We start from the raw sequence: 25,794 nt of genomic DNA, 5'->3' as shown, positions 1-25,794 counted from the left end.
TCGACGGGGGCAGTAGTCGCCTACCAGGGGGCGAGGTCGACGCACTGCGCCAGCGGGAGGTTCATCATCGACCCAGCGACGGTGTAGAGTGGCCCGAGGGCGACGAGGACGACCGCGGACTTCATCGCGGAGCGCTTGTGGCGCTTGAGGCCCTTCTTCTGCTCGGGCGTGATCGTGAACATCTCGATGAGGGAGTCAGCCTGCCACACGACTGCGAGGCCGACAATGCCCAGCGCCGTGGTAAGCTGGAAGAAGCCCTCGATCATGCTGGGAAGGTTGTCCGCACTACAGACGGCATTCGTCTGTGCGGCGGCGGGTTCCACAGCGAACAGGCTCAGGACGACGACGATGAACACAGCTTGCCTGGGAAGCCTACTTGCCGCCGTGGACTGGCTGTCGGCGCGATTCGGGGCCGTCTCGGAGGGCGTATTGTCCTGTGACATAGCGAGTTATTCCTCTGCGTCGTCGACGAGTGCTTTCAGATCAGCGTAGCGGTTGGTCTCGTCGACGATCTCGTCTTTCGTGTAGCCCTGTTCGCGGGCCCGTTCGAAGAGATCTCGAAGCTCGTCGGGGTCGACGTCGCGAAGCTCCATCTCATCTCGGAGGGCGCGGCGATAGAGGGCGGAACCGTTGATATGGCTGTTCCACGTCAGGTACAGATCATCGATGTCTTCGATGGTGACTGCCCGTGTGATCATATGTGCGGGGTGGGTATGCACCGGTTGAGCCCCGGTCCATGGTGGTGCGATAGCTAGAAGATCGGTATATGCTTTCTGGCCACCAACTGGCGCAAAAATCTAAAGTAAATTATAACCGGAGAGCTCGTTCACCTCGCAAGGGTACAGTTAACCAACAATGGGGCTAAATACCGCCGTCTGTTGGTTAAGATTAGGATGGCGCTCTACTCGAGTTCCATAACCTCTCCACGCCCGTTGTCGAGGATTTCTCGCACTTCGACCAAGAGTTCCTGACCTTCCTCGTGGAGCCTTATCCCTTCATCGAGGCCACACTCGTCCGCATCGAGCTGCTCAATGATTTCTTCGACACGGGCCAGCCGGTTGTGGATCTCTTGGTCATTTGCCACGCTTAGATCACCCCCAGCCAAAGACCGGTGATGGCCAACAACAGCAACAGCAGCACAGCGATTGCGGCCTTGTAGTAGACCGGCGGGAGCCCCTCGGATGCGGCCGCCTCGTCGACTGCTTCGGCAAGTTCCCGTTCATGTTCATGCTCTTGCTGGAAGGTTTCGTACGCGGCGTCGAGTTGCTGTGCCAGCGGCTTGACTTCGCCCGCGAAGAACTCCTCGCGGGAATTCACGATATACTCGCCAGCGGCCGTCGGCGTGATCGTTGCCACATCCGCAACCTGATCTGCGATGAGCCGGTCATCGGTGTGCCCAATCGCGGTGACCACCGGGGTATTGGCGGTGAAAATCGCCTCCGCGACCCGCTCGGTGTTGAACGCCTGGAGGTTCGAATCACTCCCACCGCCACGGCCGACGATGATCGAGTCGACCTCCTCGGAGCGGTCCAGATGGTGGATGCCGTTCGCGATGGATGTGGGCGCCTCCGACCCTTGGACGGTGGCGTCCTTCACCAGGATGTCGACGGTAGGGTCCTGTTCGTGGATCGCGTTCTGGATGTCATAGCGGGCATCGCCACGGAGGGAGGTCACGACCCCAACCCGCTCTGGGAACGCCGGCGGGCGCTGTTTCTGCTCGTCGTCAAACCACCCACGCTCTTCGAGTTCGCTTCGCAGTCGCTCGACGGCAGCTGCCTGGTCGCCGTCGCCGACGACGATCACCTCCCACGGTTTGAGGTCGATTTTCCCGCCCTCTGTCCAGTAGTCGATATCGCCTTCGAGGATGACCTCGGTCCCGTCCTCGAGGTCAGCGTCCATCTTCTGATAGCGGTTCGCCCAGAGCATACAGGGAAGCTCGGCGTCGCCGTCAGTCAGGGTGAAATAGAGGGCGGTACTGTTCTTGTGGAGGTCAGTGACCTCCCCGATACAGCGGACGCCGTTGAGGGCAGGCGTGTCCTGGACGACCGATGCAATTCGGTCGTTCAGCTCTTGGACTGAAAGAACATTCCCGGACAGGACATCATCTACCTCCCGTTCGGCATCAGCCATCGCACTAACTTAACACGGGGAGAGCAGATTCAAAAATGTACTCACCAGTGCCAGTATACCCTGCCAACTGTTCTGTGTCGTTGAATTACTCCAGTAACCCGAGGTCAGTGAGCCGGTTTTCGATCACTGTAAGCGCTTGTTCAGCATCGTCAAGCTGTTTTCCGCCCGTGATGACGAGCTTGCCACTCCCGAAGAGGAGTGCGACGACGTCCGGGTCGTCAAGCCGGTAGACGAGCCCCGGGAACTGCTCTGGTTCGTATTCGATGTGTTCGAGACCTAGGCCGATCGCAATCGCATTCAAATTGAGTGTGTGGTCGAGGTCCCCACTTGAGACAATATTCTGGATTTCGATATCTGAAGAGGTAGCGACATCGACACCCAATTCACGGAGCTCGTCGAAGACGTATTCCAACGCAGTCGTCACATCGTCGACGCTTTTTGCACCCGTACAGACGACTTTCCCCGAGCGGAAAATGAGCGCTGCGGCTTTGGGATCATGCATCCGATACACGAGTCCAGGGAAGTTATCAGGATCGTAGTCGGTGGCTCCTAAATCCTCAGAAAGCGTTTCCAGATCGAGTTCTTGACCGATATCGGACGACGCGACCACATTCTCGACTTGAATTGATTCGGCTGTGACACTCATAGGAGTACCTTCCAGTCACAACCCTCTTAAAACGGGGAGTGACTTCGAGCGTCGGTGTGGTACCTTCCGAATTAGAGGTCGCGGGGCTGGACCGTCTTCCGGTCGTTGGCCTCAGCACGCTTTGCGGCGTCGTCGAGCAGTTCGGCGACCTCTTCGTTGAGGGCGTCGTAGAAATCTGCCGAGACGTTCTGGTCAGAGAGTGCGTCCTTCACGGCTGCTTTGACGATGAGGTCAGACATTCCATCGCGGACTTCTCTCGTCTATGCTATAAAGGTTCGAATTCTCGGTTTGCCATTCTGAGCGTCAGTGAGTGTCACAACAAGAAGATACGGAAAATCATTACGCGGGTGTTGACCGTGACGATAACCGGACTCATCTCAGACTTACGCCCACAGCTGGCAACATCAGGAACCCCTTGTAACAAATTATAAATTTAGTCCCGTCTAATTTCACTCTAATGCTGAGCGCCATCATGGAGGACTATCTCAAAGCGATCTATTACCTCCAGGACGAAACGGATGAACGGGTGCGGACCTCGACGCTCGCTGAGCATATGGACGTAGAACAACCGTCAGTCACCAGTATGGTGAAAAAATTGGCCGAGCGCGATTTTGTCCATTACGAACCCTACAAGGGCGTTGTACTCACAGACACTGGAATCCCGGTCGCGCTCGAAATCATTCGCCATCATCGGCTCTTAGAACGATACCTGACGGAGCGTCTCGAGTACGATTGGGCTGAGGTACACGACGAAGCAGATCGCCTCGAACACCATATAAGTAGTCAATTCGCTGATAGAATTGCAGAGCAGTTAGGGAATCCGGCAGTTGACCCGCATGGCGACCCGATTCCCACAGCGGATCTGGACGTTTCACCGTTACAATCCGGTGAAACACTCGCTGATCAGCAGGTCGGCGACAAGGTTCGAATCGAACGGGTGCCAGACAATGACCCAGATCTACTCCGGTACCTTTCTGAACACGAGATTACCCCAACAACTGTAGTCGAAATTGTTGAGACCACCTCATTTGGGATGGTGACGCTTGTTCCCGATGGCACCGACGAACGAGTTGTACTCCCAGAGGAAGTGGCCCGATCCATAACCGCTCAAACGCTCGCTGGGTCTTCAAACTAAACTGATGAGTCTCCAGTAGTGAGGCCATTAGTTTAGACACAACCTAAGTTTAGATGCGTCTAATTTATGTATTGGGTGGGACAATGGGGTGTGTATGGGTATGCGAAGGCCTGACCAGCGGAGGAAATCATGCCATCGATAGATTACAGTAGCGCAGCAGACGTCACAAAACGACTTGAAGAGCGACTGGTCGAATCACTCACTGGTGAAACGAGTGTCAGTCGCCGCACGGTCCTCGGCGGGCTCGGTGTTGCAGGCAGTGCAGCAGTCGGACTCGGGAGCTCCCGAGCAGCTGCCTCGTCCGATCACGACGATGAGGGTGAACACGGTAACTTCGGTGCAGTGGGGGAATACCGGGATTTGGATTTCGACCCCCACGAATTCCTCACTGCGTTCAATACCGGAGAGAGCGGACAGGATAACGTTCCCCAACAGGTCTACGAAGAGGACGGCCAAACCGTACGGGAATTCGAGTTCACTGCCGTCGACACGACGATCACGATTGCGCCGGGCGTCGAGTTCTCGGCGTGGGCGTACAACGGCCAGGTACCGGGCCCGACGATCCGTGCCGTTGAGGGCGACCTCATCCGCGTGAAGTTCACGAACCTGGGACGACACGCGCACACGATCCATCCACACCTGAAGAACCTCAACCCGCGAATGGACGGGATTCCACAAAACGGGCCTGGCGTTCTCGATACGGGTGAGTCATTCACGTACGAATGGCTCGCCCAACCCGCCGGCACGCACTTCTATCACTGCCACTCGCTCCCGCTGAAAGAGCACATCCACCGCGGACTCTATGGCACGATCATCGTCGATCCGGACCCCGAACGCGTCAGGGAGAATCCACGCGAGTACGTCAATTACCCGGGCCCGATTACCGACGACTTCCGAGAGCAGCTCGTCGAAGAGGCGAAGAGCCGGAATCACGAGTACGCCGAAAACGACGCCGTCAACGAGATGGTGATGGTGATGAACTCGTTCGATACCAACTTCGATGGCGGTAACGAGGTCTATGCGGCGAACACGCGGGCGTTCGGATATGGAGTTGGTGACACCGACGGTGAGGGCAACTGGACGGCGGGCGAGACGAAACGTCCCATCCAGATCGACAAGGACCAACGCCAGCGCGTATACCTCTCCAATGCAACGGAGTTCGACCTCATCAACTCGTTCCACACGCATTCGCAGTTCTTCGACTACTACGACCACGGGACGACGCTGACGCCGACGAATAAGACCGTGGACACGATCATGCAGTGTCAAGCCCAGCGCGGAATCATCGAGATCGACTACTCGGACCACGAGCCCGGGCTGTACATGTTCCACGCGCATCAGTCGGAGTTCGCCGAACTCGGCTGGATGAGCTTCTTCGAGGTGGTCTAATATGGCGGATAAGACACAAGACACGACGACGGACGGTGGTGTAACGGCTGACGAAGAGATCACACAACCGCTCGGGCTTCCGCGATGGGTCAGCGCGTTACTCCCGATTGTGTTGCTCGTACTCGTTTTGGGCGTGTTCGCGTTCACGTCCCCGCTCGCCGGAGTTCAGAGCGGCACACCGCTTCCCGACGTGACGATCACACATACGACCCTTCCGAGCGACGAAACGGTCGTCTTGCACGTGACGAACAACGGGCCCGAATCTGTGACGATATCACAGATTCTCGTCGACGAGGCGTACTGGGATTTCCGAGTCGAAGGAGCTGGTGGTGACCAAACGCTCGCCCCGATGGAAAGCGCACAGATCGTGATTCCGTATCACTGGAATCCGGGGTGGGACCTCGGAGTCACCCTCGTACTATCTGATGGAGCAACGTTCCATAATACGATCGTCGCGCCGAGTCAATCACCCGGGTTTAGCCTCGGGCTGCTCGGGACGCTTGCAGTCATCGGGCTGTTCGTGGGCGTGATCCCAGTCGCATTAGGGATGCTGTGGTTCCCCTACATCAAGACGATGAGCGATCGGTGGCTGCACGCCGTGCTCCTGTTTGCGGCCGGCGTACTGGGATTCCTGGCGTTCGACGCCGGGTTCGAGGCGTTCGAACTCGCCGAGCGAATTCCCGGCGCGTACGAGGGCAACCTCTTGGTCGTCTTCGGAATCGTTGGCACACTCCTTCTGGTCCAGGCGATCAGCGCCTGGCGTGAGGGCCGTGTCGTCGCTGGTGATAGTCGGGCGAGTAGCGGTCTCTGGATCGCCTATTTGGTCGCGGTCGGGATCGGCCTGCACAACCTTGCGGAGGGGCTGGCGATCGGGAGTTCGTTCGCCCTTGGGCGTGTGTCGCTTGGCGCATTCCTCGTGATCGGATTCATGCTCCACAACGTGACGGAAGGCCCGGCTGTCGTCGCGCCGGTCGCTCGCGGAGAACGTCCGGCGTTCAAGCACTTCGCAGCGCTCGGCGTCATCGCCGGCGCACCCGTCATCCTCGGTGGCTGGATCGGCAGTCTCGCCTACTCACCGACGATTGGTGCCTTCTTCCTCGCGATCGGCGTTGGCGCAATCCTACAGGTCGACTGGGAAATCGCGCGAATGGTTCGCGATGCCGGCGGTCGCGTGGCGAGTGCGACGAACCTACTCGCATTCCTACTCGGCCTCGCCATCATGTACGTGACTGACCTCTTCGTGGTACTCTAATCGGCACCACCCATCTCTGTATCAATGTCACCCGAATTCTACGATCGACGGAGGGTGTTGCAATTCAGCACTGCCACCCTGGCGATGCTTAGCACGGCTGGGTGTCTGGGCGGACAGTCCTCGTCGGCCCAGACCGTCACGATGCCGGGCGATCTCAGATTTGAGCCGAAGACCGCGACGATCGAACCTGGTGAGACGGTTACGTGGACGAACGAAAGTGACATCGATCACACGGTCACGGCGTATGAAGACGAGATTCCAGACGAGGCCGCGTACTTCGCAAGTGGTGGCTTCAGGTCAGAACGTACTGCGAGGAACCGGGTCACCGAGGGACTCATCGCTCCGGGCGAGAACTACGAGCATACGTTCGATCAGCCGGGAACGTACGGATACTTCTGTATTCCACATGAGGGGTCCGGGATGGTCGGGACAGTGCGAGTAAGGTAAGTGGACAATCAACGTTCTATCTTCAAACCGCCGTCACCCCTATCACACACATGGTTGGGGCTATCACTCATACTATACTTATGCTCCGTGACGACATACGAAGGGTATGTTTGTCGGACATTTTCTGGCTGCGTTCGTCCTAGCGGCAAGCGTCGCCGCCTGGCGGGGGTGGCCAGAGGAGCGCGCGCTTGCGATCGGGGTAGTGGCTGGCTCGTTTGCGACGCTCCCAGATGTCGATATGCTGTACGCCGTAGTTGGGCTTGTCGGCAGTCTGGAGGGCGCATTCGTAACTTCCGACGCGTTCTGGAATGTCGCAAACGAAATCCACCGCGGGGCCACCCACTCGCTGGTTGTCGGTGTCTTCGCAGCTATCGGGTTTGCCGCGTGGCGTGCTCGTGATCGCTACGGCTCACAAGCCGGCACACTCGGTGGGCTCATCCTCGGCGGCCTGACCCTTATCGTCACGGTCGTCAGTGGGATCGCCCCGGGAGCTGTAGTCGCCGCATTCGTCCTTGTCGGAGTCGTGCTGGTTACATTTGCCGAGCGCGTCGATCTCGGTTCGAGGGCCGTTCTTGGCGCTGGAGCACTCGGGCTCTTATCACATCCGTTCGGCGACGTGTTCGCTGGTCCGTCGCCGGCGCTATTCTATCCCCTTCCGATCGAAGCCGGTTTATTGAACGGCAGGATTCTCCTCAACTCCGATCCGACGCTGCATCTCCTCGGCGCCTTCTTCATTGAGCTCACGATTATTTGGGCGGGGTTCCTCGTCGTCGCACGGTTGCGAGGATGGCGCATCAAGCGGCATATCAATCGGCGTGCAGCGCTGGGGATTGCGTACGCTAGCGCGATCTTCGCGATTCCTGCACCGACTGTTGAGACCGCATCACCGTTCGTATTCAGTGTCCTCACGGTTGGTTTTATTGGCACTCCGGGTCGTTCGAGTTGGCGAGAAGATAGATCGACTCAGCTCATCGATGCTATTACGACTGCGCTGGCTGCCGTTACGCTCGCGGCCGCCGCGTACGCCGTGACGTATTTGATACTGCTCGCGTAACCACACCGCCCTTCTCACAGTGGTGATTCAAAAAATAAGACACGATTCGAACAGCTTCAACAACTCTACCACAACGACTTTTCCTTTGAGTTCCCAATCTCATTTATGACTGACGAGAGGGGTATTCCTCGCAGAGACTTCCTCAAATCGGCTGTCGCAATCGGTGGAGTATCGGCGTTTAGCGCGTGTTTGGGGCGCGAAGAGGTCGATGTCCCGACGGGCCCGGACGATCTCTCGTCGTATCCACAACGTCAACACGCTTGGAACGACGCTCTCCCACGGGACGACCATGGGAACGTCGTTGCTCCGAGCCACCGCGTGCTTCTCTATCTGAATTACCGACAAGACGGGCAACCGAGCGAAGACGACCGTGGACAGGTTGAGACAGCCCTCCGTGGCATCGAACACGCCTACGAGCGAAGCGGGGATGGGCTATTGCTCACGGTGAGTTATTCTCCGGCATACTTCGACCGATTCAACGAATCGCTTCCCGAAGACGTTGATCTCCCCGATCCGGAAGCACTTGCTCCGTTCGAGGAACCCGAGTTCGATACGCCCGATGCAGTCGTCCATCTTGCAAGTAACACGGCACAGGTGGTGCTCGGTGCCGAAGAAGCCCTCAAAGGGAACAAATCGACTCTCAACGATGTCGATCAGCCTGACGCTGCACTGACCGACGTCTTCTCACTCACCGACCGGCGAACGGGATTTATCGGGGATGGACTCCCGGCGGAGAATGCAGACGATGCGGAGGGTGTTCCGGCCGATAAGGTTCCCGAGGACGCACCTCTGTTTATGGGATTCAAATCGGGATTCAAAAAGAACCAGGCCAGTGAAGATCGCGTGACGATCCAGTCGGGACCGTTCGCCGGTGGCACGACTCAGCACATCTCCAAACTCCAACTCAACCTCAACCAGTGGTACAATCAGGACGATCGCTGGCAGCGTGAGGCGAAGATGTTCTGTCCGTACCACGCCCAGAACGACGTAATCGAGGGCGCTGGAGACAATCTCGGAACCAGCAGCAAAATCGACGACTGTAAGCCAACGGATGAGACGGCCCGCGAGATGGGCGTCGTCGGTCACTCCCAGAAATCTGCCCGCGCTCGCGACGACAATGACTCGCCCCTCATCCTTCGGCGCGACTTCGATTCTACCGATGATGGAACCGCTAGTCTCCATTTCCTCGCGCTTCAGCGAGGGATCACCGATTTCGTCGACACGAGAGAAGCGATGAACGGCACTGATGTTACCGAGCAGTCAGCCGTCGGTCAGCGGAACAACAACGGTATCCTGCAGTATATCCGGACGGAGCGTCGCGGTAACTTCCTTATCCCTCCGCGGTCGTTGCGCGCGCTGCCGCATGTACAGCCGGCTGGAGACGCACAGGAGGTGACGCATGAATCGTCGTGACGTGCTTCGGATTGTCGGGGGCAGTTCACTCGTTGGACTCGCGGGGTGTACCGGCCTGTTCGAGACGCGATCAGCGCAGGCACCACCGCTCCCCGAGAACCGGCCGAACGCAGTCTACTATCCGACCCACTATGAGGGCATGAAAATGCCGGGGGTGAAGGAACAGGGCGGGTACAGGTGTGCACTCACGTACTCGTATGCGCACAGGTTCTGGCTGATGAAGCCGAATGGAATCACGAAGGTCGAGATTCAACCCGAGGATTCGATTCATCTCATGCCGGTCGTTTGGGAGACACAGACGGGGATCATCCCACCCGATATCAATCCACAGCTCACCGTTACACAGAACGGGGAGTCGATTGATCAGTTCGCGCCGTGGCCGATGCTCTCTCAGCCGATGGGCTTTCACTTCGGCGATAACGCCCAACTCCAGGGCGACGGCACATACACTGTCGAGGTCAGCATCGGCGGGCCGTCGACGCGACGGACCGGATCGCTGGCCGAGAACCAGGGGAACGCCTCGTTCGAGTTCGAGTTCGAGTTCAGCGAATCGACGCTCAATGAGATCTCGTACACGGACATCCCCGACGACAAGGAAGGCACGAAGGGTGCTGTCGACCTGATGGATATGGAGATGTTACCGGACTCGCAGGTGCCGACACCGGACGCACTCCCCGGCAACGTGCGTGGGTCGGAGAAGAGCGGAGACGCGAAGTTCGTGGTTACGGTCCTCGAAGACGCGTCTCGTTTCGGTGGTGACGAGGAGCAGAAGTATCTCGCTGTGTCTCCGCGCACGCCTTACAATCGGACGATGCTGCCGATGATGTCACTATCGGCAACACTACAACGCGACGGTACGTCGGAATTCGACGGAATTCTGCAGGCGACCATCGATCCGGAGCTCCGCTATCACTACGGAACGACGGTCGCAGACGTGCAGACGGGCGATGAATTGACGATTACGGTCGATTCACCGCCGCAGACGGCCCGTCATGAGGGATACGAGACAGCCTTCGTTGATATGCCAGACGTGCAGGTGACGTTGTAATTTCAAAGGTGTCTTTAGAATCTCATTCGAAGCTAGACCTATGGAAGAGAAACACCTCTTACTGGCGGCGTTACTCGGCATTGTCTCCCTACTGGTACTCACTGGCTTCGTCGTTCGGTTGGCGTAGACAGTCACAGAGTGGCCGAGGCTGGCAGTTACAGATACCTCCGGTGATGACCGCGAAGTCGACACAATATGAACCAACCAAACATACCACCACAGATGGGACGATGAATCGACGAACGTTTCTCAGACAGGGAGCCGCACTCTCGGGTGGACTGCTGCTTTCTGGTTGCTTGGGTCGGCTCGGATTCGAGACGCAGTCTGCATGGCGTGATCCACCGCTCGTGGAGGATCGACCTGACGCCGTCTACTATCCGGCCATCATCGAAGGGATGGGAATGTACGGGACGACCACCGCCGGCGACATCGGATTTGCGCTGATGCACTCCTTCCCGCATCGTTTCTGGAACCTCACTGGCTCACGAAAGACGAAAGTCGTCGTTCAGTCGGATGATTCGGTGCATCTGATGGCGAGTGTTTGGGACACCGAGACGGAGACGATCCTCCCGATCGACGTCTCTGTCGAAATCAGTAACAGCGACGGTCGAGTGTCCTCGACCAACCTCTGGCCGATGATCTCGCCGAATATGGGATTCCACTACGGCGACAATATCGCGCTTCCGGGGGAAGGACAGTACGATGTGACGCTCCAGGTCGGCCCGTTGCAGACCGCTCGTACGAGTCCATTCGACGGGCGATTTACAGAGGGGCAGTCTGCCACGATGCAGTTCACGTTCGATACGGATGAGACGTACAATTTGGAGATTCGCCGGTTAGGCGAAAAAGCGGGCACTCGTGGGACAGTCGATCTGATGGATATGGAAATGATCCCTGAACCGGTCGTACCGACAAAATCCGAGCTTCCTGGTCGACTTCTCCACGAAGGGCAATCCGGTGATGCGACGATACTCGTTGCTCTCGTTGACGGTGACCATCGGTTTAGTGATAGTGACGGTCCCTTCCTGATCGTCTCTCCTCGAACACCGTACAATCGCGTGATGCTCCCGAGGATGGCTCTTTCAGCAACACTCAATCGAGGGGGGGACGCAATCGCACAAGGGACACTCCAAGCGTCCCTCGATCCCGACCTCGGGAGTTTCTATGGGATGGGTCTCGATGAACTCGAGACGGGCGATACGGTCAGACTCACCGTCGAGACACCACCCCAACTGGCGCGGCACGATGGCTACGAAACCGCGTTCCTCGATATGGACCCGATAGAGTTCACTGTCGAGTGAAGTTCCGAAGGATGGTTTCTGTCAGCCAGTGTGCGACCAGCTGTACCCTCGAACCCACCAGAATCAGGGTAGATAAGGAGGCGTCGCTCCTGGGAGTGAGAGAATCCAGAGGCTAATGACGGTGTAACCGATCATCACAACAATGAACGGGTACTGGCTCCGGATCGCGACGAGACGACTCGAGAAGAGTTCGTAGGCGGTCGCGTGCGCTGCCCAGATAGCGAGGAGATGCCCAACGAGCACGTAGGCGATACTCAAGCCCTCGAACCATCCAGGTGGAGACAATGTCAGGGGATTCGCTGGAGGCGACAGTGGGGAAACAATCGCCATCCCTAGTGCCGGACTGAGGGATACGGCCAGTCCGGTGTAGTGAGCGAGGTGATATCCCGCTGCGATAGCCAATAGCGAGGGTGCAAACCGAAAGGCGATGCGTTTCGCTGAGATGTATGTCCCAGTCCGTCGCCGAGAGAGCACGCCCGCATACCAGTACGCGCCGAAGAACACGACGTAGCCACTGAGTAAAAGGAGCGTGTAGATGAGGATCGCACGAATTTGTACGGCTCCCACTCCGATATTGGAGAGACTGACGAGCGTCTCGATAGTTGCTACGCCCGTCTGCGTCGTGATGAAACCGCTGTACGTGAGCTCCCAGATCAGCGCAATGACGAACGCGACATCGGACGTGTCCGTGATTACGTCTGCGTCAGTCAGGTCGCTCCCGGGCAGTTTCACAGTGAGCTTCCCATCCCGACGTTTTACAGGGGCGACAGCCCCGAAGAATCGGAACAAAACTGATAACGGATCCCCGTTCTCGAACCACGCGTTGGGACCGACGAGTACCGCGCCTGCGATTGTGACGACACTGTAGCCGAGGATCACAATCGAAAGAACTGACGGGATCGTGCTGACTGGGAAAATTACCTCAACCCACACGAGAAGCAACAGGCCACCAACCGCTGGCCATCGGGCTAATTCTTCTGGATACGTCCGGAATCCAGTTGGGAGTAGCGAAACGATCCCACGCCAGGGGTTCAACACCGGCCAGAGATTGCCTCCGAGATACGTGAGCATCGGCAATCCTGCCCGAACGACGACGAACGTGACGAGGATGGTGAAGCTTGCAGTGGGGAGCTGCGGCCCGGTCTGCCCGAGGTACACTGCCAGTCCGAGGACGACGACTCCGAGACCGCGTCCAACCCATACGAACGGCGTTCGCCAGTTATCGACTGTCGGCCCGGAGAGCGACCAGTTGTGGAGATAACGGATAAACGCCCGATCAGTGACGAAACTCGCAAGCAGGGCGGAGGCTCCTATCGTGGCACCACCGGTGGCAAGATACAGCCACCGGGGAATCGCCAGGGTATCCCGGGGCTGTTTCGAGAGGGTCATTCCGTTCCCGGCAACGACTGTTTCGGTAAACAGCGTCAGTATCGCCACCCAGGTTACAAACTGAACGAGGAGTCTGAGCTTCGTATTCGATACGACCCGATTACGGAGCCTCGACCGCAGACATAGGTCTGTGTGTCTCCCTTCGCTTGCTCCGGTGTTCATCTCTGAGTCAGGCGAAGATGGCATACATGAATAGAAGGCCGAAGTACAGGAGTACTAGGGCTCCGAGCGCTTTCAGACGCAGTGTGCGTAACTCGTCCGTTTCGTTCGAGCGGGCCTCGTGGAAGGCCTCCACTTCGCTGTCGTCCAGTTGCTGAGGATGTTCCAGACCTTTGTGGAGAACGAGACGGTCTGTCGTCGGAAATGGATGGTCGCAGTAGTCACACTTGCCTGCGGGTGAGTCGTTCCGTGGAATGGTCGTTGCTGTGTGTGACATTAGATCAGTACGTTGTCGTGGGGTACGATGTTCAGTATTGAAACCGTTCTGGTTCGGCGTTCGAACCGCTCCCGTCTGAAGTCGGCCGATACGTATTCGGATGCGTCGATGATGATCGTTCGAATGTTGGTACCCCTCGTACGACGCCTACACTTTCGATTGATCCATGCGGGAGAGAAGCACTACGAGACCGAAAAATACGGACAGAGCGACAGTAGCAACGGTCATTCCGTAGAGTGCCATACTCGACGAAGTCGGATGGAGACGGACGATATTCAAAAGCGTGACGTGTTGCATCTCCGGACTCCCCCCGATAATGAGGCCGAGACCGCCTCCGACGAGGATGCCAATGAATAGAACGCCTCCGAATATCCGTTTTCCACTCCGGGTACGAACCGTATCGTCCATGTGCCGGTGTAGTCTGGAGAGCGTATAAGCGCACGGATGAAATATGATTAATAATCGAAAGAGGATATAATAACAACTGTTGCTAAAATGCACCGAATAATTAGCGCATATTTTATTATTGAATGAGTTGGACTGCCGATGATGGTAGATGAGTCCAACGCCACTTCGGCTACTAAAACGAGTCCATGGCCAATGCTGGTCGCCGTCGGGTTCGCCCTCTCTGAAGTAGGGATTTTCCTCGGGCTTCGACCCGTATCTGTGGCAGGATTGTTGCTTTTCGTCGGAGCCGTCGCCGGCGTTCTCGCCGACTCCGGATACGTGACGCGAACATCGGTCTCGGTCGGGATACAAGGACTCGTCCTCATAGTCCTTGGAGCCGCGTTGATCGTAGAAGAACAGACCGGAACGACGGTTCGAGGAGAATCGGTCGTTCTCGCCGGAGCCCTCAGTCTCGTCGGGACTCTCCTGTGGGCCGGAATCGCCCGCTGGCGCCGTCGAACCGAATCAATAACTGAACCATCCGAAACGACCTCCGATTGAATACACCGTATTATGAAATTCGACACGACTACGACCGGAATAGCGTTCGTGTTGCTACTCGTCCTCCTCATTGGGGGGACGGCTATGAGCCCAATGAGTACCAGTACGGTGATGATGGTGAGCGTCGGCCTCGTCGTGTTTGGAGTGTTTACGCTCTTTCTCGGGATCAAACACGGTGAGTATCGAGCAAATCGTTCTTAGGTCCGCGTTTGAGATGAGACAAACGCCGAGTTAATAATTCGAGCAGAGATAGTTATTATACATTGGTGTATATCGGCCAGTTTGTAACAGCTGATTTAATAAACTTGTAGGTGATAGTGGCGAGTAATGACCTCATCCGACGACGATTCCCACGACGGAAGTGGTGAACCAACGTATCACACCCACGAGCACGAAGAGGGATCTCACGAGCACGATCACACACATGACCACGACGGTCACGGGCACGCCCAACACGCAGACCGGGGCGTCGACGACGGGTCTCCACCCCTAGATCGGGAGGACGTGGCACAGTTTTCGGTCCCGGAGATGGATTGCCCATCCTGTGCAGGGAAGGTCGAGAACAGCGTCGAAAAGCTGGACGGAATCCGTCGTGTCGACCCACGAGTGACGACAGGGACGTTGACCGTCTCGTACGATGGCGAGCAAACGAGTGCTACCGCGATAGCTGAGCGGGTTGAAAAGGCCGGGTACACCGTGGAGGATACCGGTGAGGTGACCTCGAAATTCACGGTTCCAGAAATGGATTGCCCCTCGTGTGCGGGCAAAATCGAAAATGCACTCGACAGGGTCGAGGGAATTACGACATACGAAACTCAGCCGACGACTGGAACGGTCGTCGTCACGTACGATTCTTCGAGGGCAGGAGAGACCGACATCGTCAGCGCCATCGAACGTGCCGGGTACGAGGTTACAGACACGACGGGCGACGACTCGGTACCACAGGGAACGACCGAGGAACGTGAGAGTATCTGGACGAGCCCGCGAGCACTCAAGACGTGGATCAGCGGTGGGTTCGTCGCCATAGGATTGCTCTTCGAGTTCTTCCTGACCGGGCAGAATATAGGGGTTGCACGCATTCTCGGTACGGAGCTACTCGTTGCCGACGTACTGTTCCTCGTCGCCGTCGCCTCCGGTGGTCAGGAGATCCTACGCAACGGCTACTACTCGGCCCGGAATTTGAACCTCGATATCGACTTCCTGATGTCGGTGGCTATCCTCGGGGCGCTCGTCGCGAGCCTCGCCTTCGGAGAGGCGCTCTACTTCGAGGCCGCCACCCTCGCGTTCCTGTTCAGCATCGCCGAACTGTTGGAGCGGTACTCGATGGATCGCGCCCGCAACTCGCTCCGGGAACTGATGGATCTCTCGCCGGACGAGGCAGTCGTCAAGCGAGACGGGCAGACGGAGATGGTGCCCGTCGACGAGGTTGCGGTCGGCGACGTGGTCGTCGTCAAGCCGGGGGAGAAGATTCCGATGGACGGGACCGTCGTCGACGGCGAAAGTGCCGTCAATCAGGCACCTATCACGGGCGAGAGCGTGCCCGTCGACAAGACGACCGGCGACGAGGTGTACGCGGGCACGATCAACGAAGAGGGGTATCTCGAAGTGGAGGTTACCTCCGAGGCCGGTGATAACACGCTCTCCCGCATCGTGGAGATGGTCGAGGACGCCCAATCGAACAAGACCGAACGCGAGCAGTTCGTCGAGCGCTTCTCGGCGTACTACACGCCGGTCGTCGTCGCCTTCGCCATCCTGACGACGGTGACAAGCCCGTACGTTCTCGGGACGACCTGGCCCACGGCCGTCGTCTACGGACTGACGTTGCTGGTGCTCGCCTGCCCGTGTGCGTTCGTCATTTCGACGCCCGTCTCCGTGGTGTCGGGGATCACCAGCGCCGCGAAGAACGGGGTTCTGATCAAGGGCGGCAATCATCTCGAAGCGATGGGGGCCGTCGACGTCGTCGCCTTCGACAAGACGGGGACACTCACGAAAGGTGAACTCACCGTCACCGACGTCGTTCCGCTGAACGGGAACTCCGAGGAGGACGTCCTCCGGTGTGCCCGCGGGCTCGAACAGCGGAGTGAACACCCCATCGGTGAGGCAATCGTCGCCGAAGCGGGCAGGGCTGGCGTCGCCGAGCGCGAGATCGACGATTTCGAGAGCATCACCGGAAAGGGCGTGCGTGCTGACCTCGACGGGACGCCCCACTTCGCTGGCAAACCGGGACTGTTCGAGGAGTTGGATTTCGATCTATCGCACGTTCACGCGACGACTGACGGCGGCGTCGTGACACAGACAGCCCGGCAGATGTGTGACCGGAACAACTGTCTGGACCTTCTCGAAGAGACCGTCCCCGAACTCCAGGCAGAAGGGAAGACCGTCGTCCTCGTTGGAACCGAAGACGAACTCGAAGGTATCATCGCGGTCGCCGACGAGATCCGTCCGGAAGCGGAGCGAACAGTAGCACGACTCAAGCAACTCGGCATCTCCCGAACGGTGATGCTGACGGGTGACAACGAGCGGACGGCCCGCGCAATCGCCGAGCAGGTCGGCGTCGACGAGTACCAAGCCGAGTTGCTCCCCGAAGAGAAGGTTGACGCAATCGAGAGTCTCGTCGGCGAACACGAGGGCGTCGCGATGGTCGGTGACGGCATCAACGATGCACCGGCGCTCGCCACCGCCACAGTCGGCGTGGCGATGGGTGCGGCGGGAACTGATACCGCCTTGGAAACCGCCGACATCGCGTTGATGGGTGACGATCTTTCGAAGTTGCCCTACCTCTACGAACTCGCGAACGACGCGAACGGTGTGATCCGACAGAACATCTGGTCGAGTCTCGCCGTCAAAGCCGGGCTGGCAGTCGCAGTCCCGTTCGGATACGTCCCCATCTGGCTCGCCGTCCTCGCCGGCGACGCCGGGATGACGACGGCCGTGACCGGGAACGCAATGCGACTCTCTCGGATCACTCCCGAACGGAACGGGGACCAAGAGGAGATGGTGGAAAAGTATGAGTGAACAAACGGAGATGGGGGACGACCGGAGCACCGAAACCGACTCCAAGCGGTACCCATTTGGACTCTCGTCCCAGCAACTGTTCGTACTGGTCGCCCTCGTGGGGATCATCGGCCCCGGACTCGGAGTCTATATCTTCGAACAAGCGAACCTCCCCCTCGTCGCTGACCTCGTCTGGATCGTTGGCTATGGAACGGCGGTTCTCGTCGTCTGGTTCATCTGGCTTCGTCCGCTCGATCTTGTCGGGTCCAGAGACCAGGACGTATTTACAGCCGACGACACGGAGTCGTCTCCGAACGAGGATGACAACCGCACTGGTGATCAATCGGGCAGCACTGAATCGACGAACAGCGGCAGTACGTCGGAAAATCCGGAGGATCAGTAGCGTCAGATTCAGACCGAGGAGATGCGACCGCAACTAATGGGGGTATCGTCACTGTCCCGAGATTCTCGCCGAACCGTCCCGACGAGAGTCGCCGATGACGTCCGATACTCCCTATGAGTCGAAATAATTGCAACCATCGACTACAGTCCTCCTGATGGCCCACCACGACCACACTTCGGAGAACGAGGCAGAAACCGGCAGTAGTACCCGTCGTCTCGCGTTCGTCGCCATCGTCAATCTCTGTGGATTTCTCGTCGAGTTGGCTGGCGGGCTGTTGTTCGGCTCGGTCGCACTCATCAGTGACGCGCTTCACATGCTATTCGATATGCTCGCGTACGCCATGGCATTCGGGGCGAGCTACACCGCAGAGCGGTTCGAAGGCGGCGATGAGTGGTCGTACGGCCTCCACAGATTGGAGCCAGTGGCTGCGTTTCTCAACGGGGTGCTACTCGTACCGATGGTTGGGTATATTCTGTGGGAGTCCTATCAGCGGTTCGTGGACCCGGTTGCAATCGACCCGGAGATGACACTCCTAATTGCTGTCGGGGGGCTACTCGTCAATCTCGGGTCCGTCTACATCGTCCAGGGCGGCGAGATGAGCCTCAACGAGCGGGGGGCGTTCTATCATCTCCTCGGTGACGCCGGTGGCTCAGTGGCCGTGATTCTCTCGACAGTGGCTATCGCTGTGTTCGATCTCCCGATCGCAGATCCGGTTGCTGCGGTACTGATCGGCGTCTCTATTCTTGTTTCAGCAGGACAAGTGCTCAAGGGCAGTACTGCGATCCTCCTACAGCGAAGCCCGATATCACCCGAACGGATCAGATCGGAGTTAGCAACGATCGACGGCGTCGAACATATCGATGACCTCCACGTCTGGCAGGTGTGTAGCCAGTTGACTGTCGCAACCGTGCGGCTTCGGACCAACGCGACCACACCGGATCAGCTACGGTCGACTCGATCCCAAGTACACGATACACTCGCAACCGAGGGCGTCGATCACGCCACCGTGGAACTCCTCGACGAGGCGGAGAACGCTCCCGACCTGAGGGATCGCGTGAGTCATGGCCATTAGCCCGATATCTACCCGCTACAGAAGTCATGTCAGACTCCGGTATGGCACCATATTTCGGTTGAATTATACTGCTTGAAGCGGATTCGGAGAATATGAATAAAGCACTTGGTAACAGCATGGCCGCAGTAGTGTTGATCCTCCTACTCGTCGTGACAGTGTCGTACGTCCTGAACCCGGAGCCGGCAGAATCCCCGATGGTTAGCATACTCATTAACGGCTCTATCGGACTCATGACTCTCCTTGCCGTCATCCTCGCCGGAATGGTGCTGAAGGATGACGGTTCCAGCACCTACTGATTGGGATTATCGGACATCATCTGCGATTCTCGCCGGGACGGTCCGGCGAGCATCCCCAGACAGTTACGACGATTCTGCTGTGAGTGCAATCATAACAGCCTATTCGCGAATCCGCAGTACGGCCCCACCGAACAGCAGCGCGACTGAAAGAACCGTCAGCCCGAGTTGTGGTTCACGGAACCAGAAAGGGGTAGACGGGACGAGCGCTCGAAGCCCGACTAGCATGAGCGAGAGAACCGGCACGTCGCCAGCGGGACCGGAACCCGCCGATGCGTCTGCCGTGTATCGGGGCGCACCGACTGATTCGCCGGCCGGAAGTCGATCCGCTTCGTAGGGGATCCGCTTTGTCTGGACACTCCAGACGACCGTGCCCGATTCGTTCACTTCGACGAGACGCTGGTTCAGTGTATCCGTAATCAACGTGTTCCCGTTCGGCAGGCGGTCGGCGTCACGAGGCCAGCTGAACGCGACACCCTCCGCTCGTTCCAGCGTCCACGCCGGCTCCCAGTTTCCATCGTCGGTTCGGTGCAGTTCGACGACTCGGTCGTTGTCGCTGTCGGCGACGAGGACGGCGCCGTTCCCGAGCCACTGTGGGTTGTGCTGGTGATTGAGTACGTCGGGATCACCGCATCGAACCTCTCCATCGTTATCGTAGTCAGCTAACTGTCCGGATTTCTGGCAGTTGGCGTCGTTCGAGTCGGTCGTGTCCTCGTTGATAACCCTGACGACGCCTTCACCGCGTTCGATGACTAGAAGTTGGTTGGCATTACGTACCGAAACGAGATACCGGTTTTCGTCGATGACGTCGACGTCGTTGATATGGAGCCAATCGGTCGTCGTCGGATCGGCAGGTGCTCCGTAGAACGAACTCGCGTTCCACTGCCACGTAACCTCGCCGTCACGGACGGTGAAAATTCGCTCGTTCTCCATATCCGTCAGGAGATACTCCCCCGACTGGAGCGGTTCGACATCGTGGACTTCGCTGTTCTTGCTCGTTCTCACCGGAAAGCTGTACTCCGAAACGACCGTCGGCTCCGGTTGCGGATCGATGACCCGAAATCCCGTTCGGGTACAGGGTGATTTGTACGGTCCGCACGACGAATATCCACTGTGCATGAACCCCGCCAGAACAGTCCCATTCTCCGTTTTCGTCACATCGAAGTAGCTATCGGCACTGCCCTCGCGCCACGTGGTGTTCGTGCCGTTGAGGAGATAGACGCTTCCATACTCGTGCCACCCCGGACCACCCCCCTGGGAGCCGACGAGAGTGCGTGGCTGCTCGTCGGCCGTGGTCGTCTGTCCGATCGACGGGGCGACGGTGGCACTCACTGTGAGCGTTCCCACGAAGAGGATAATTCCGCCGATAACCAAGAGTGTGCTCAGAGAGGTAGCGGCCAACTTCGTTCGAATGTCAGAGATATCGGGGGACGCAACCATTAGTGCAGTTTGCCAGTTAAGTCTGGATATGCGTTTCCATTTTCGGAGGCTTGAGCGTAGACGGAGGGATTATCTCTGGACATACGTATGATCGACCTCGTCACTGGATACGTTCTCAAGACCAGTTATGCGCCAACTGCCCTTCGACGAGTCGAGTGAAAAGACGCCAGATTCGAACGACTGGGATGCGATCTGCTGATATGGGACCGACTCGGACTTCGTCGACAGTTCTAAATTGACAAAATCAACAGTTATCTCTTCGAGTAGGGTGTATCTATCCGTCACTTCGACGTAAAAGAGTACGTACTCTTCGGCGGGTTCAATTCGATACTGCTGGCCGGTACCAGTGGGGGCAGAGACAAATACCTCTGCCCCTGTTTCGCCTCGACGATCCCAGTCGCAGATTCCATCGAGAATATCTCGATAAGCGTCATTAACTGCGGTGTATGAGCGCCGCCAGATGACCAAACCGAGCAGTAAGCCAAGAACTGGAAAAGAGACCACGATCAGTGAGTACCAACCGATCGACCACGCGAGCGGAAGGAGGAGTACGCCGGCTAAGATACAACCAGCAACAAAATATCGAACCAGAATGTCCGTCGGATGCCATGCCTGTTGCCACTGCCCGCGTGAAATATCGGTCTCCTCCGGAATGGTAATCGAGTGCATTAGTTGCGGTCTCTTTCGTGAGGAATACGAACCATCTCTGAGGTTATATTCGAGGTACGCTCATCGTTGCATATAGAGCGAATACATAATGACTGCCAAGCCGACAGCGACGAAGACGCTATTGACGAGCACGCCGATTTCGAGCGAAACGGAGAAGAATTGATTAGCGACACCTGTGAGAAGCGCACCGACTGTAATCACGCCGAATCCGATTCCGAGAACCCCAATAGAGGGCTCATCTGATCGCCGATACGCCTTGAAGGCGATGTACGTTATCCCACCACCCAAGAAGAGAATGATCGCCTTGGTTGCGGCGATAGCCGTGATGATCCCGTTCATAGTTCGTCACCCATCTTGGACCAGATGTCCGTGAGCCGTTGGTCTGCGGTCCGGTCGGGTCGTTCGACGGTGACCGAAAACGTATCGTCTTCCTCCACCGAGATCAGTACATCTTCGAAGTCACGCACGTACTTCGTGATACGCCCTCCCCCGGAACCGATCGTATCGTGTTCACGAACGAGCGACGCCGAGCTAAGAAGATTCAACTTCCGATACAACGTTGATTTCGAGATGTCACAGCCATCGATGAGTTCATTTGCAGTCATTGGTTCGGCCGTGTTGCTGAGAATGGCCCGGCAGTCGGGATCATCCAACGCATCAAGGACATCCTGAACCGATTGCGTGTCCCCCGATATCGCTGAATCGTCCCCCATTAGTTGTTCATATATGCACGTCGGGATAGGGTGTCTGGTTTCCGTTCGAATAGGCTCGTGACAGCACGGAGCTAAGGCCTGTTGCGATCCTCGGTTCATACCAAATGAGGTGTCGGAAAATGCGTGAGGCAACGACGAGCATAATGGCACTGTTAGCAGGTCGGTGTACCTGATGTCGAGTTTCGTCTTGTCGTCTCATCTCTACGGCGAATGTCGCAACACACGGGGCCGAATAAACGGATTCGCCGCACTCTGACCGGGCATACTGACCGATCACTCACGGTTCCCATACACCTCGAGTAGCTCTTGGTATCGGTTTCGAATAGTCACTTGGCTCACGTTAGCGACATCACTCACTACGTCTTGAGTGAGCTTCTCGTTTGTAAGATGGGTCGCAGCATACAGCGCAGCAGCCGCCAACCCTGCCGGATTCTTTCCACTATGAACTGCGTTACTGGTCGCCACGTCAAGGATCTCTCGAGAGCGTCGTTCCGTTTCGTCGGTTACTTCGAGTGATGACGCAAATTGGGGAAGATATCGTGCCGGATCTTCCGGCTCGATTTCTAATCCGAGCTCACGGGACAGAAACCGATATGCTCGCTGGATCCGAATTTTTTCGACGCGGCTCACGTCCGCGAACTCAGTTAGCGGACGTGGCACGCCGTGCTGTCGAGCAGCCGCATACAACGACGCTGTCGACATTCCCTCGATCGAGCGACCGGGAAGCAGATCGTCTTCCACAGCACGCCGATATAACGCACCGGCGGTTTCCCGGACCGACTCTGGAAGTCCGAGAGCAGACGCCATACGGCTGATCTCACCGAGCGCATGCTTCAGATTCCGTTCGTGGGCATCTTTCGTCCGGAACCGTTCATCCCACGTCCGAAGACGGTGTAACTGAGCGCGTTTGCGATCGGAGACGGCTTGTCCGGAGGCATCCCTGTCCTGCCAGCCAATAGTCGAACTCAGCCCCTTGTCGTGCAGTAGCGGCGTCGTCGGAGCACCGACACGGCTCTTTTCATCGCGTTCCTCCGACGTGAACGCGCGCCATTCGGGGCCGTGGTCGACCCAGTTTTCCTCGAAAACCAACCCACAGCTCTCACAGGTCCGTTCACCCCGATCGCCAGTCTGGGTGATAGAGCCTTGACACTCGGGACACTGGTCTTCCGCAACGGATTCCCGGTCGGCAGTACGTTCATCCGGCGACCGTTCGTGGGTATGTTCTTGGTGTGTCATAGGTTCCCTGAAGTGGACCGGTTTCCAACAAACAGTGGGTCTTTGTGCCAATACCGTGGGATGGCTTCAAAATGAATAGATGGCGGAATCCCACACGATGGGAATCCGACCCGTACCCTTGTCAGCAGGGCTTCAACGGGGGAGACGACTGGAGATCATCCCTATCCGATCAATGAATCAATTACCTCACAGTGGGATCACGGAGTATGGCCGATAGCGAACGCGTCTCAACCCGGCGTTCATCGCCCGATAATGGACTTAGGACGGTGACACGGCGCCGATTGCTCGCGACGAGTGGCATCGTCGCACTTAGTGGCTGTCTCGGGAGTGAACGCAACGAGTCATCAAACAGTGTAGATGGCGCGGTGGCGAACGCCCCGATCCCGAGTGCGCCAGCTTCGTTCACCTATGCGAGAACAGGGACAGCTGATCGACCGACGGTGACCTATTATGGAAACTGGAAATGTCCGTACTGTGCGGAGTTCAGCACGGGGTTCCTCAACGACATCATCAGGGACTACGTTGTGCCCGGTGACATCAGCCTGCGCTTTCGGTCGTTATCGTCCATTGACGGCGAGCCGTTTCTGGGTCCCGATTCCCCCCGTGCGGCGCGAGCCGGGCTCGCAGTCTGGAATGTGGACCCCGAAACCTACTGGCGATACCATGAATACGTCTTCACCAACCAACCACCTGAGAGTGAGACGTGGGCGACCACTGACAAACTCGTCGCATTCGCCGAGGAGGCCGGAGTAACGAAAACTGAACAGATGCGGACGAAGATCCGAGAGCAAGCGTACGTATCAGCGATTCAGGAGACGAGTCGGGCAGCGGTTGACGCCGGGGTCTCTGCAACACCAGCCCTCGTGATCGATGGGCAGACAGTCAATCCGCTGAGCGACGAACAACAGACTCGCACTCTCATCGAACAACTCACAGATGGGTCGTAACCGGAGCCAACTGCTGTTGGGTAGTGTAACTCTCATCGCCGGAATCGCGACAGTTGGCAGTCTCTGGTTCAGCCTCGGTCTCGAATTAGTACCATGTGACCTCTGTTGGTATCAGCGAGTCCTGATGTATCCGCTCGTCATCGTGCTTGGTGTCGCTGCGATTGAATCCCGACCGGCGGTCTGGCGGACTGCGATCCCGTTTTCGGTTTTCGGCGGAGTAATCGCAGCCTATCATTCGGTATTACAGGCAACGTCGACTACCTGTTCACTCAACGGCCCGTGTACCGCCGTCCAGTGGCAAGCACCGGTACTCGGATTCACGATTCCGAATCTCTCATTGCTTGCGTTCGGTCTCATCACGGGGGCGCTCCTCGCCTGTACGAAACGAGTAGAGGGAGACAGCGGATCGACAGACAGTACAACAACCCACGTAGAATGACAGAAAGCTACTGCAGATCACTCGCCGACTCGGTCGCGATACCGGAACTCGATTGTACGGCCAGCACAGATCACCGTTTTGTAAGCGTTACCGACAACAGATGAGACAGTCAACACCCCGGATTCGTTCAGTCGTAACCGCGGTCGGGCTCACCTACGGCTCCATCGTCATTGGAACCGTCGTCGTTCTCGCCGTGACCACACTCCTGACAGCGCTTGGAATGGATGTTGCGTCCCGCCCAGCATGGCGACTCCTGCTGAGTACGGTCCTGTTGCAAGGTGTAACATTCGGAGGGCTCGCCGTTCTCTACGTCAAATTCCGCGATCTCGGCTTCGGCTTCGTCCCATTCACGATTCCCGACAAGCGTGATGTCGCCGTGATCATCGTCGGAATACTCTCCCTCGTGGGCCTGCTCGTGGTTGCGTCGACTATTATTTCATCGCTCGGACTTGAGTCCGCACAGAATCAGGTCGTGACGGTCGGGCAGCAGAACCCTGTGGCATTTTTACTTCTCGTTCCGCTATCATTTCTGTTAGTCGGCCCGGGTGAAGAACTGTTGTTCCGCGGCTTGGTACAGGGTACGCTCCGAGAAACGCTTCATCCGGCCCGTGCGATCGTCCTCGCGAGCGCGCTCTTTGCGTCGATCCATCTCTTCTCACTAACAGGGGACGGAAAGATTGTGTACATCGGGATTGCATTCGTTCTGGCCCTTGTACTGGGCGCAACCTACGAGTACACCGGTAACCTCACCGTCCCTGCCATAATTCACGGGGCGTACAACGCGGTCCAGTTCGCAAGCGCCTACCTGACGGCGACGGGCGGCCTGTGAACCGTCTCGGGGGTCAAGTGGTTCGGGGATCAGAGATTCACGTCATCACCAGAAACCTATGATTTCTGGTTAGCAGTCAGAACGCGGTGCATTCTGACGACATCACGAAAATCGAAGATTTCCGTACGACCCCCGAGGTACTCAGCTTGTTTCCTCTGTAGACATTCAACC

30 protein-coding genes are annotated in these 25,794 nt (G+C 57.5%); 17 read left to right on the top strand and 13 right to left on the bottom strand.

Annotation, left to right across the window (positions count from 1 at the left end):
- Positions 1–20: 20 nt before the first annotated feature.
- From BLU18_RS13175 to BLU18_RS13150, 6 genes are all read right to left on the bottom strand, one after another.
- On the bottom strand, positions 21–443 hold the full coding sequence (locus tag BLU18_RS13175) for a DUF7985 family protein (protein WP_092635661.1): 423 nt from the start codon (positions 441–443) through the stop codon (positions 21–23).
- A 6-nt stretch (positions 444–449) separates the two neighbouring features.
- Positions 450–698: a hypothetical protein gene (locus tag BLU18_RS13170; protein WP_049987855.1), complete on the bottom strand. Its 249-nt coding sequence runs from the start codon at positions 696–698 to the stop codon at positions 450–452.
- A gap of 203 nt (positions 699–901) precedes the next feature.
- Entirely contained in the window at positions 902–1,084 is a 183-nt protein-coding gene (xseB, locus tag BLU18_RS13165) for an exodeoxyribonuclease VII small subunit (protein ID WP_092635659.1), read from the bottom strand.
- A 2-nt stretch (positions 1,085–1,086) separates the two neighbouring features.
- A complete protein-coding gene (gene xseA / locus BLU18_RS13160) occupies positions 1,087–2,130 on the bottom strand; it encodes an exodeoxyribonuclease VII large subunit (RefSeq protein ID WP_092635657.1) in 1,044 nt (347 codons plus the stop codon).
- Between the two features lie 85 nt (positions 2,131–2,215).
- Positions 2,216–2,776 (bottom strand): TATA-box-binding protein, encoded by a 561-nt coding sequence (locus BLU18_RS13155; RefSeq protein ID WP_092635655.1) that lies wholly within the window; start codon positions 2,774–2,776, stop codon positions 2,216–2,218.
- Between the two features lie 71 nt (positions 2,777–2,847).
- Entirely contained in the window at positions 2,848–3,015 is a 168-nt protein-coding gene (locus tag BLU18_RS13150) for a DNA-binding protein (RefSeq protein ID WP_066419186.1), read from the bottom strand.
- A gap of 218 nt (positions 3,016–3,233) precedes the next feature.
- Here BLU18_RS13150 and BLU18_RS13145 point away from each other — a divergent pair, with 218 nt between their 5' ends.
- From BLU18_RS13145 to BLU18_RS13110, 8 genes are all read left to right on the top strand, one after another.
- The gene (locus BLU18_RS13145) at positions 3,234–3,911 is read left to right on the top strand and encodes a metal-dependent transcriptional regulator (RefSeq protein ID WP_092635653.1); all 678 of its coding nucleotides are present in this window, start codon (positions 3,234–3,236) and stop codon (positions 3,909–3,911) included.
- Between the two features lie 129 nt (positions 3,912–4,040).
- Complete coding sequence (locus BLU18_RS13140) at positions 4,041–5,300, top strand: multicopper oxidase domain-containing protein (RefSeq protein WP_092635651.1); 1,260 nt, start codon at positions 4,041–4,043, stop codon at positions 5,298–5,300.
- Between the two features lies 1 nt (position 5,301).
- On the top strand, positions 5,302–6,552 hold the full coding sequence (locus tag BLU18_RS13135; RefSeq protein ID WP_092635649.1) for a ZIP family metal transporter: 1,251 nt from the start codon (positions 5,302–5,304) through the stop codon (positions 6,550–6,552).
- Between the two features lie 24 nt (positions 6,553–6,576).
- The gene (locus tag BLU18_RS13130; protein ID WP_092635647.1) at positions 6,577–6,999 is read left to right on the top strand and encodes a cupredoxin domain-containing protein; all 423 of its coding nucleotides are present in this window, start codon (positions 6,577–6,579) and stop codon (positions 6,997–6,999) included.
- Between the two features lie 106 nt (positions 7,000–7,105).
- A complete protein-coding gene (locus BLU18_RS13125) occupies positions 7,106–8,053 on the top strand; it encodes a metal-dependent hydrolase (RefSeq protein WP_092635645.1) in 948 nt (315 codons plus the stop codon).
- A 105-nt stretch (positions 8,054–8,158) separates the two neighbouring features.
- Positions 8,159–9,466 (top strand): DUF7405 family protein, encoded by a 1,308-nt coding sequence (locus BLU18_RS13120; RefSeq protein WP_092635643.1) that lies wholly within the window; start codon positions 8,159–8,161, stop codon positions 9,464–9,466.
- Positions 9,453–10,514: an iron transporter gene (locus BLU18_RS13115; RefSeq protein ID WP_092635641.1), complete on the top strand. Its 1,062-nt coding sequence runs from the start codon at positions 9,453–9,455 to the stop codon at positions 10,512–10,514. The genes BLU18_RS13120 and BLU18_RS13115 overlap by 14 nt, the downstream gene beginning before the upstream one ends.
- A gap of 230 nt (positions 10,515–10,744) precedes the next feature.
- The gene (locus tag BLU18_RS13110; RefSeq protein WP_092635639.1) at positions 10,745–11,815 is read left to right on the top strand and encodes an iron transporter; all 1,071 of its coding nucleotides are present in this window, start codon (positions 10,745–10,747) and stop codon (positions 11,813–11,815) included.
- 63 nt (positions 11,816–11,878) lie between these two features.
- Here the strand turns inward: BLU18_RS13110 and BLU18_RS13105 are convergent, their stop codons facing one another.
- Both BLU18_RS13105 and BLU18_RS13095 read right to left on the bottom strand, forming a co-directional pair.
- Complete coding sequence (locus tag BLU18_RS13105; protein ID WP_092635637.1) at positions 11,879–13,390, bottom strand: hypothetical protein; 1,512 nt, start codon at positions 13,388–13,390, stop codon at positions 11,879–11,881.
- Positions 13,391–13,787: 397 nt separating this feature from the next.
- Positions 13,788–14,048: a DUF7520 family protein gene (locus tag BLU18_RS13095; protein ID WP_092635633.1), complete on the bottom strand. Its 261-nt coding sequence runs from the start codon at positions 14,046–14,048 to the stop codon at positions 13,788–13,790.
- Positions 14,049–14,186: 138 nt separating this feature from the next.
- On the opposite strand from BLU18_RS13095, the gene BLU18_RS13090 reads away from it, so the two are divergent.
- The 6 genes from BLU18_RS13090 to BLU18_RS13065 all read left to right on the top strand — a co-directional run bounded on the left by BLU18_RS13090 (position 14,187) and on the right by BLU18_RS13065 (position 19,353).
- Positions 14,187–14,588, top strand: a complete 402-nt coding sequence (locus BLU18_RS13090) for a DUF7541 family protein (protein WP_092635631.1) — start codon at positions 14,187–14,189, stop codon at positions 14,586–14,588.
- Between the two features lie 12 nt (positions 14,589–14,600).
- Complete coding sequence (locus BLU18_RS15335) at positions 14,601–14,789, top strand: DUF7333 family protein (RefSeq protein WP_092635629.1); 189 nt, start codon at positions 14,601–14,603, stop codon at positions 14,787–14,789.
- A gap of 126 nt (positions 14,790–14,915) precedes the next feature.
- Positions 14,916–17,603, top strand: a complete 2,688-nt coding sequence (locus BLU18_RS13080; protein WP_092635627.1) for a heavy metal translocating P-type ATPase — start codon at positions 14,916–14,918, stop codon at positions 17,601–17,603.
- Entirely contained in the window at positions 17,596–17,985 is a 390-nt protein-coding gene (locus BLU18_RS13075) for a DUF7996 family protein (RefSeq protein WP_092635625.1), read from the top strand. Before BLU18_RS13080 ends, BLU18_RS13075 begins: the two co-directional genes overlap by 8 nt.
- 154 nt (positions 17,986–18,139) lie before the next feature.
- On the top strand, positions 18,140–19,057 hold the full coding sequence (locus BLU18_RS13070; protein WP_092635623.1) for a cation diffusion facilitator family transporter: 918 nt from the start codon (positions 18,140–18,142) through the stop codon (positions 19,055–19,057).
- A gap of 92 nt (positions 19,058–19,149) precedes the next feature.
- On the top strand, positions 19,150–19,353 hold the full coding sequence (locus BLU18_RS13065; RefSeq protein ID WP_092635621.1) for a hypothetical protein: 204 nt from the start codon (positions 19,150–19,152) through the stop codon (positions 19,351–19,353).
- 99 nt (positions 19,354–19,452) lie between these two features.
- Here the strand turns inward: BLU18_RS13065 and BLU18_RS13060 are convergent, their stop codons facing one another.
- From BLU18_RS13060 to BLU18_RS13040, 5 genes are all read right to left on the bottom strand, one after another.
- Positions 19,453–20,790 carry an arylsulfotransferase family protein gene (locus BLU18_RS13060; protein ID WP_092635619.1) on the bottom strand — a complete coding sequence of 446 codons (1,338 nt, stop codon included), beginning with the start codon at positions 20,788–20,790 and terminating at the stop codon, positions 19,453–19,455.
- A 69-nt stretch (positions 20,791–20,859) separates the two neighbouring features.
- Positions 20,860–21,459 (bottom strand): hypothetical protein, encoded by a 600-nt coding sequence (locus BLU18_RS13055; RefSeq protein ID WP_092635617.1) that lies wholly within the window; start codon positions 21,457–21,459, stop codon positions 20,860–20,862.
- A gap of 60 nt (positions 21,460–21,519) precedes the next feature.
- Positions 21,520–21,798, bottom strand: a complete 279-nt coding sequence (locus tag BLU18_RS13050; protein WP_092635615.1) for a DUF7521 family protein — start codon at positions 21,796–21,798, stop codon at positions 21,520–21,522.
- Positions 21,795–22,172 carry a winged helix-turn-helix domain-containing protein gene (locus BLU18_RS13045; RefSeq protein ID WP_092635613.1) on the bottom strand — a complete coding sequence of 126 codons (378 nt, stop codon included), beginning with the start codon at positions 22,170–22,172 and terminating at the stop codon, positions 21,795–21,797. The genes BLU18_RS13050 and BLU18_RS13045 overlap by 4 nt, the downstream gene beginning before the upstream one ends.
- Positions 22,173–22,445: 273 nt before the next feature.
- Positions 22,446–23,408, bottom strand: coding sequence for a transcription initiation factor IIB (locus BLU18_RS13040; RefSeq protein ID WP_092635611.1), 963 nt, complete (start codon positions 23,406–23,408; stop codon positions 22,446–22,448).
- 440 nt (positions 23,409–23,848) lie between these two features.
- Between BLU18_RS13040 and BLU18_RS13035 the strand changes: the two genes are divergently transcribed.
- The 3 genes from BLU18_RS13035 (at position 23,849) to BLU18_RS13025 (ending at position 25,623) form a co-directional block, all read left to right on the top strand.
- Positions 23,849–24,355, top strand: coding sequence for a DsbA family protein (locus tag BLU18_RS13035; RefSeq protein ID WP_218124108.1), 507 nt, complete (start codon positions 23,849–23,851; stop codon positions 24,353–24,355).
- Positions 24,345–24,794: a disulfide bond formation protein B gene (locus tag BLU18_RS13030; RefSeq protein WP_092635607.1), complete on the top strand. Its 450-nt coding sequence runs from the start codon at positions 24,345–24,347 to the stop codon at positions 24,792–24,794. Before BLU18_RS13035 ends, BLU18_RS13030 begins: the two co-directional genes overlap by 11 nt.
- Positions 24,795–24,894: 100 nt before the next feature.
- Positions 24,895–25,623 (top strand): CPBP family intramembrane glutamic endopeptidase, encoded by a 729-nt coding sequence (locus BLU18_RS13025; RefSeq protein ID WP_092635605.1) that lies wholly within the window; start codon positions 24,895–24,897, stop codon positions 25,621–25,623.
- Positions 25,624–25,794 lie beyond the last annotated feature (171 nt).

The sequence above is a fragment of the Haloplanus vescus genome (assembly GCF_900107665.1).
In the GTDB taxonomy this organism is placed as follows: Archaea; Halobacteriota; Halobacteria; order Halobacteriales; family Haloferacaceae; genus Haloplanus; species Haloplanus vescus.
The sequence above is the reverse complement of the archived record's forward strand: the minus strand, read 5'-3'. Positions and strand labels throughout refer to the sequence as shown.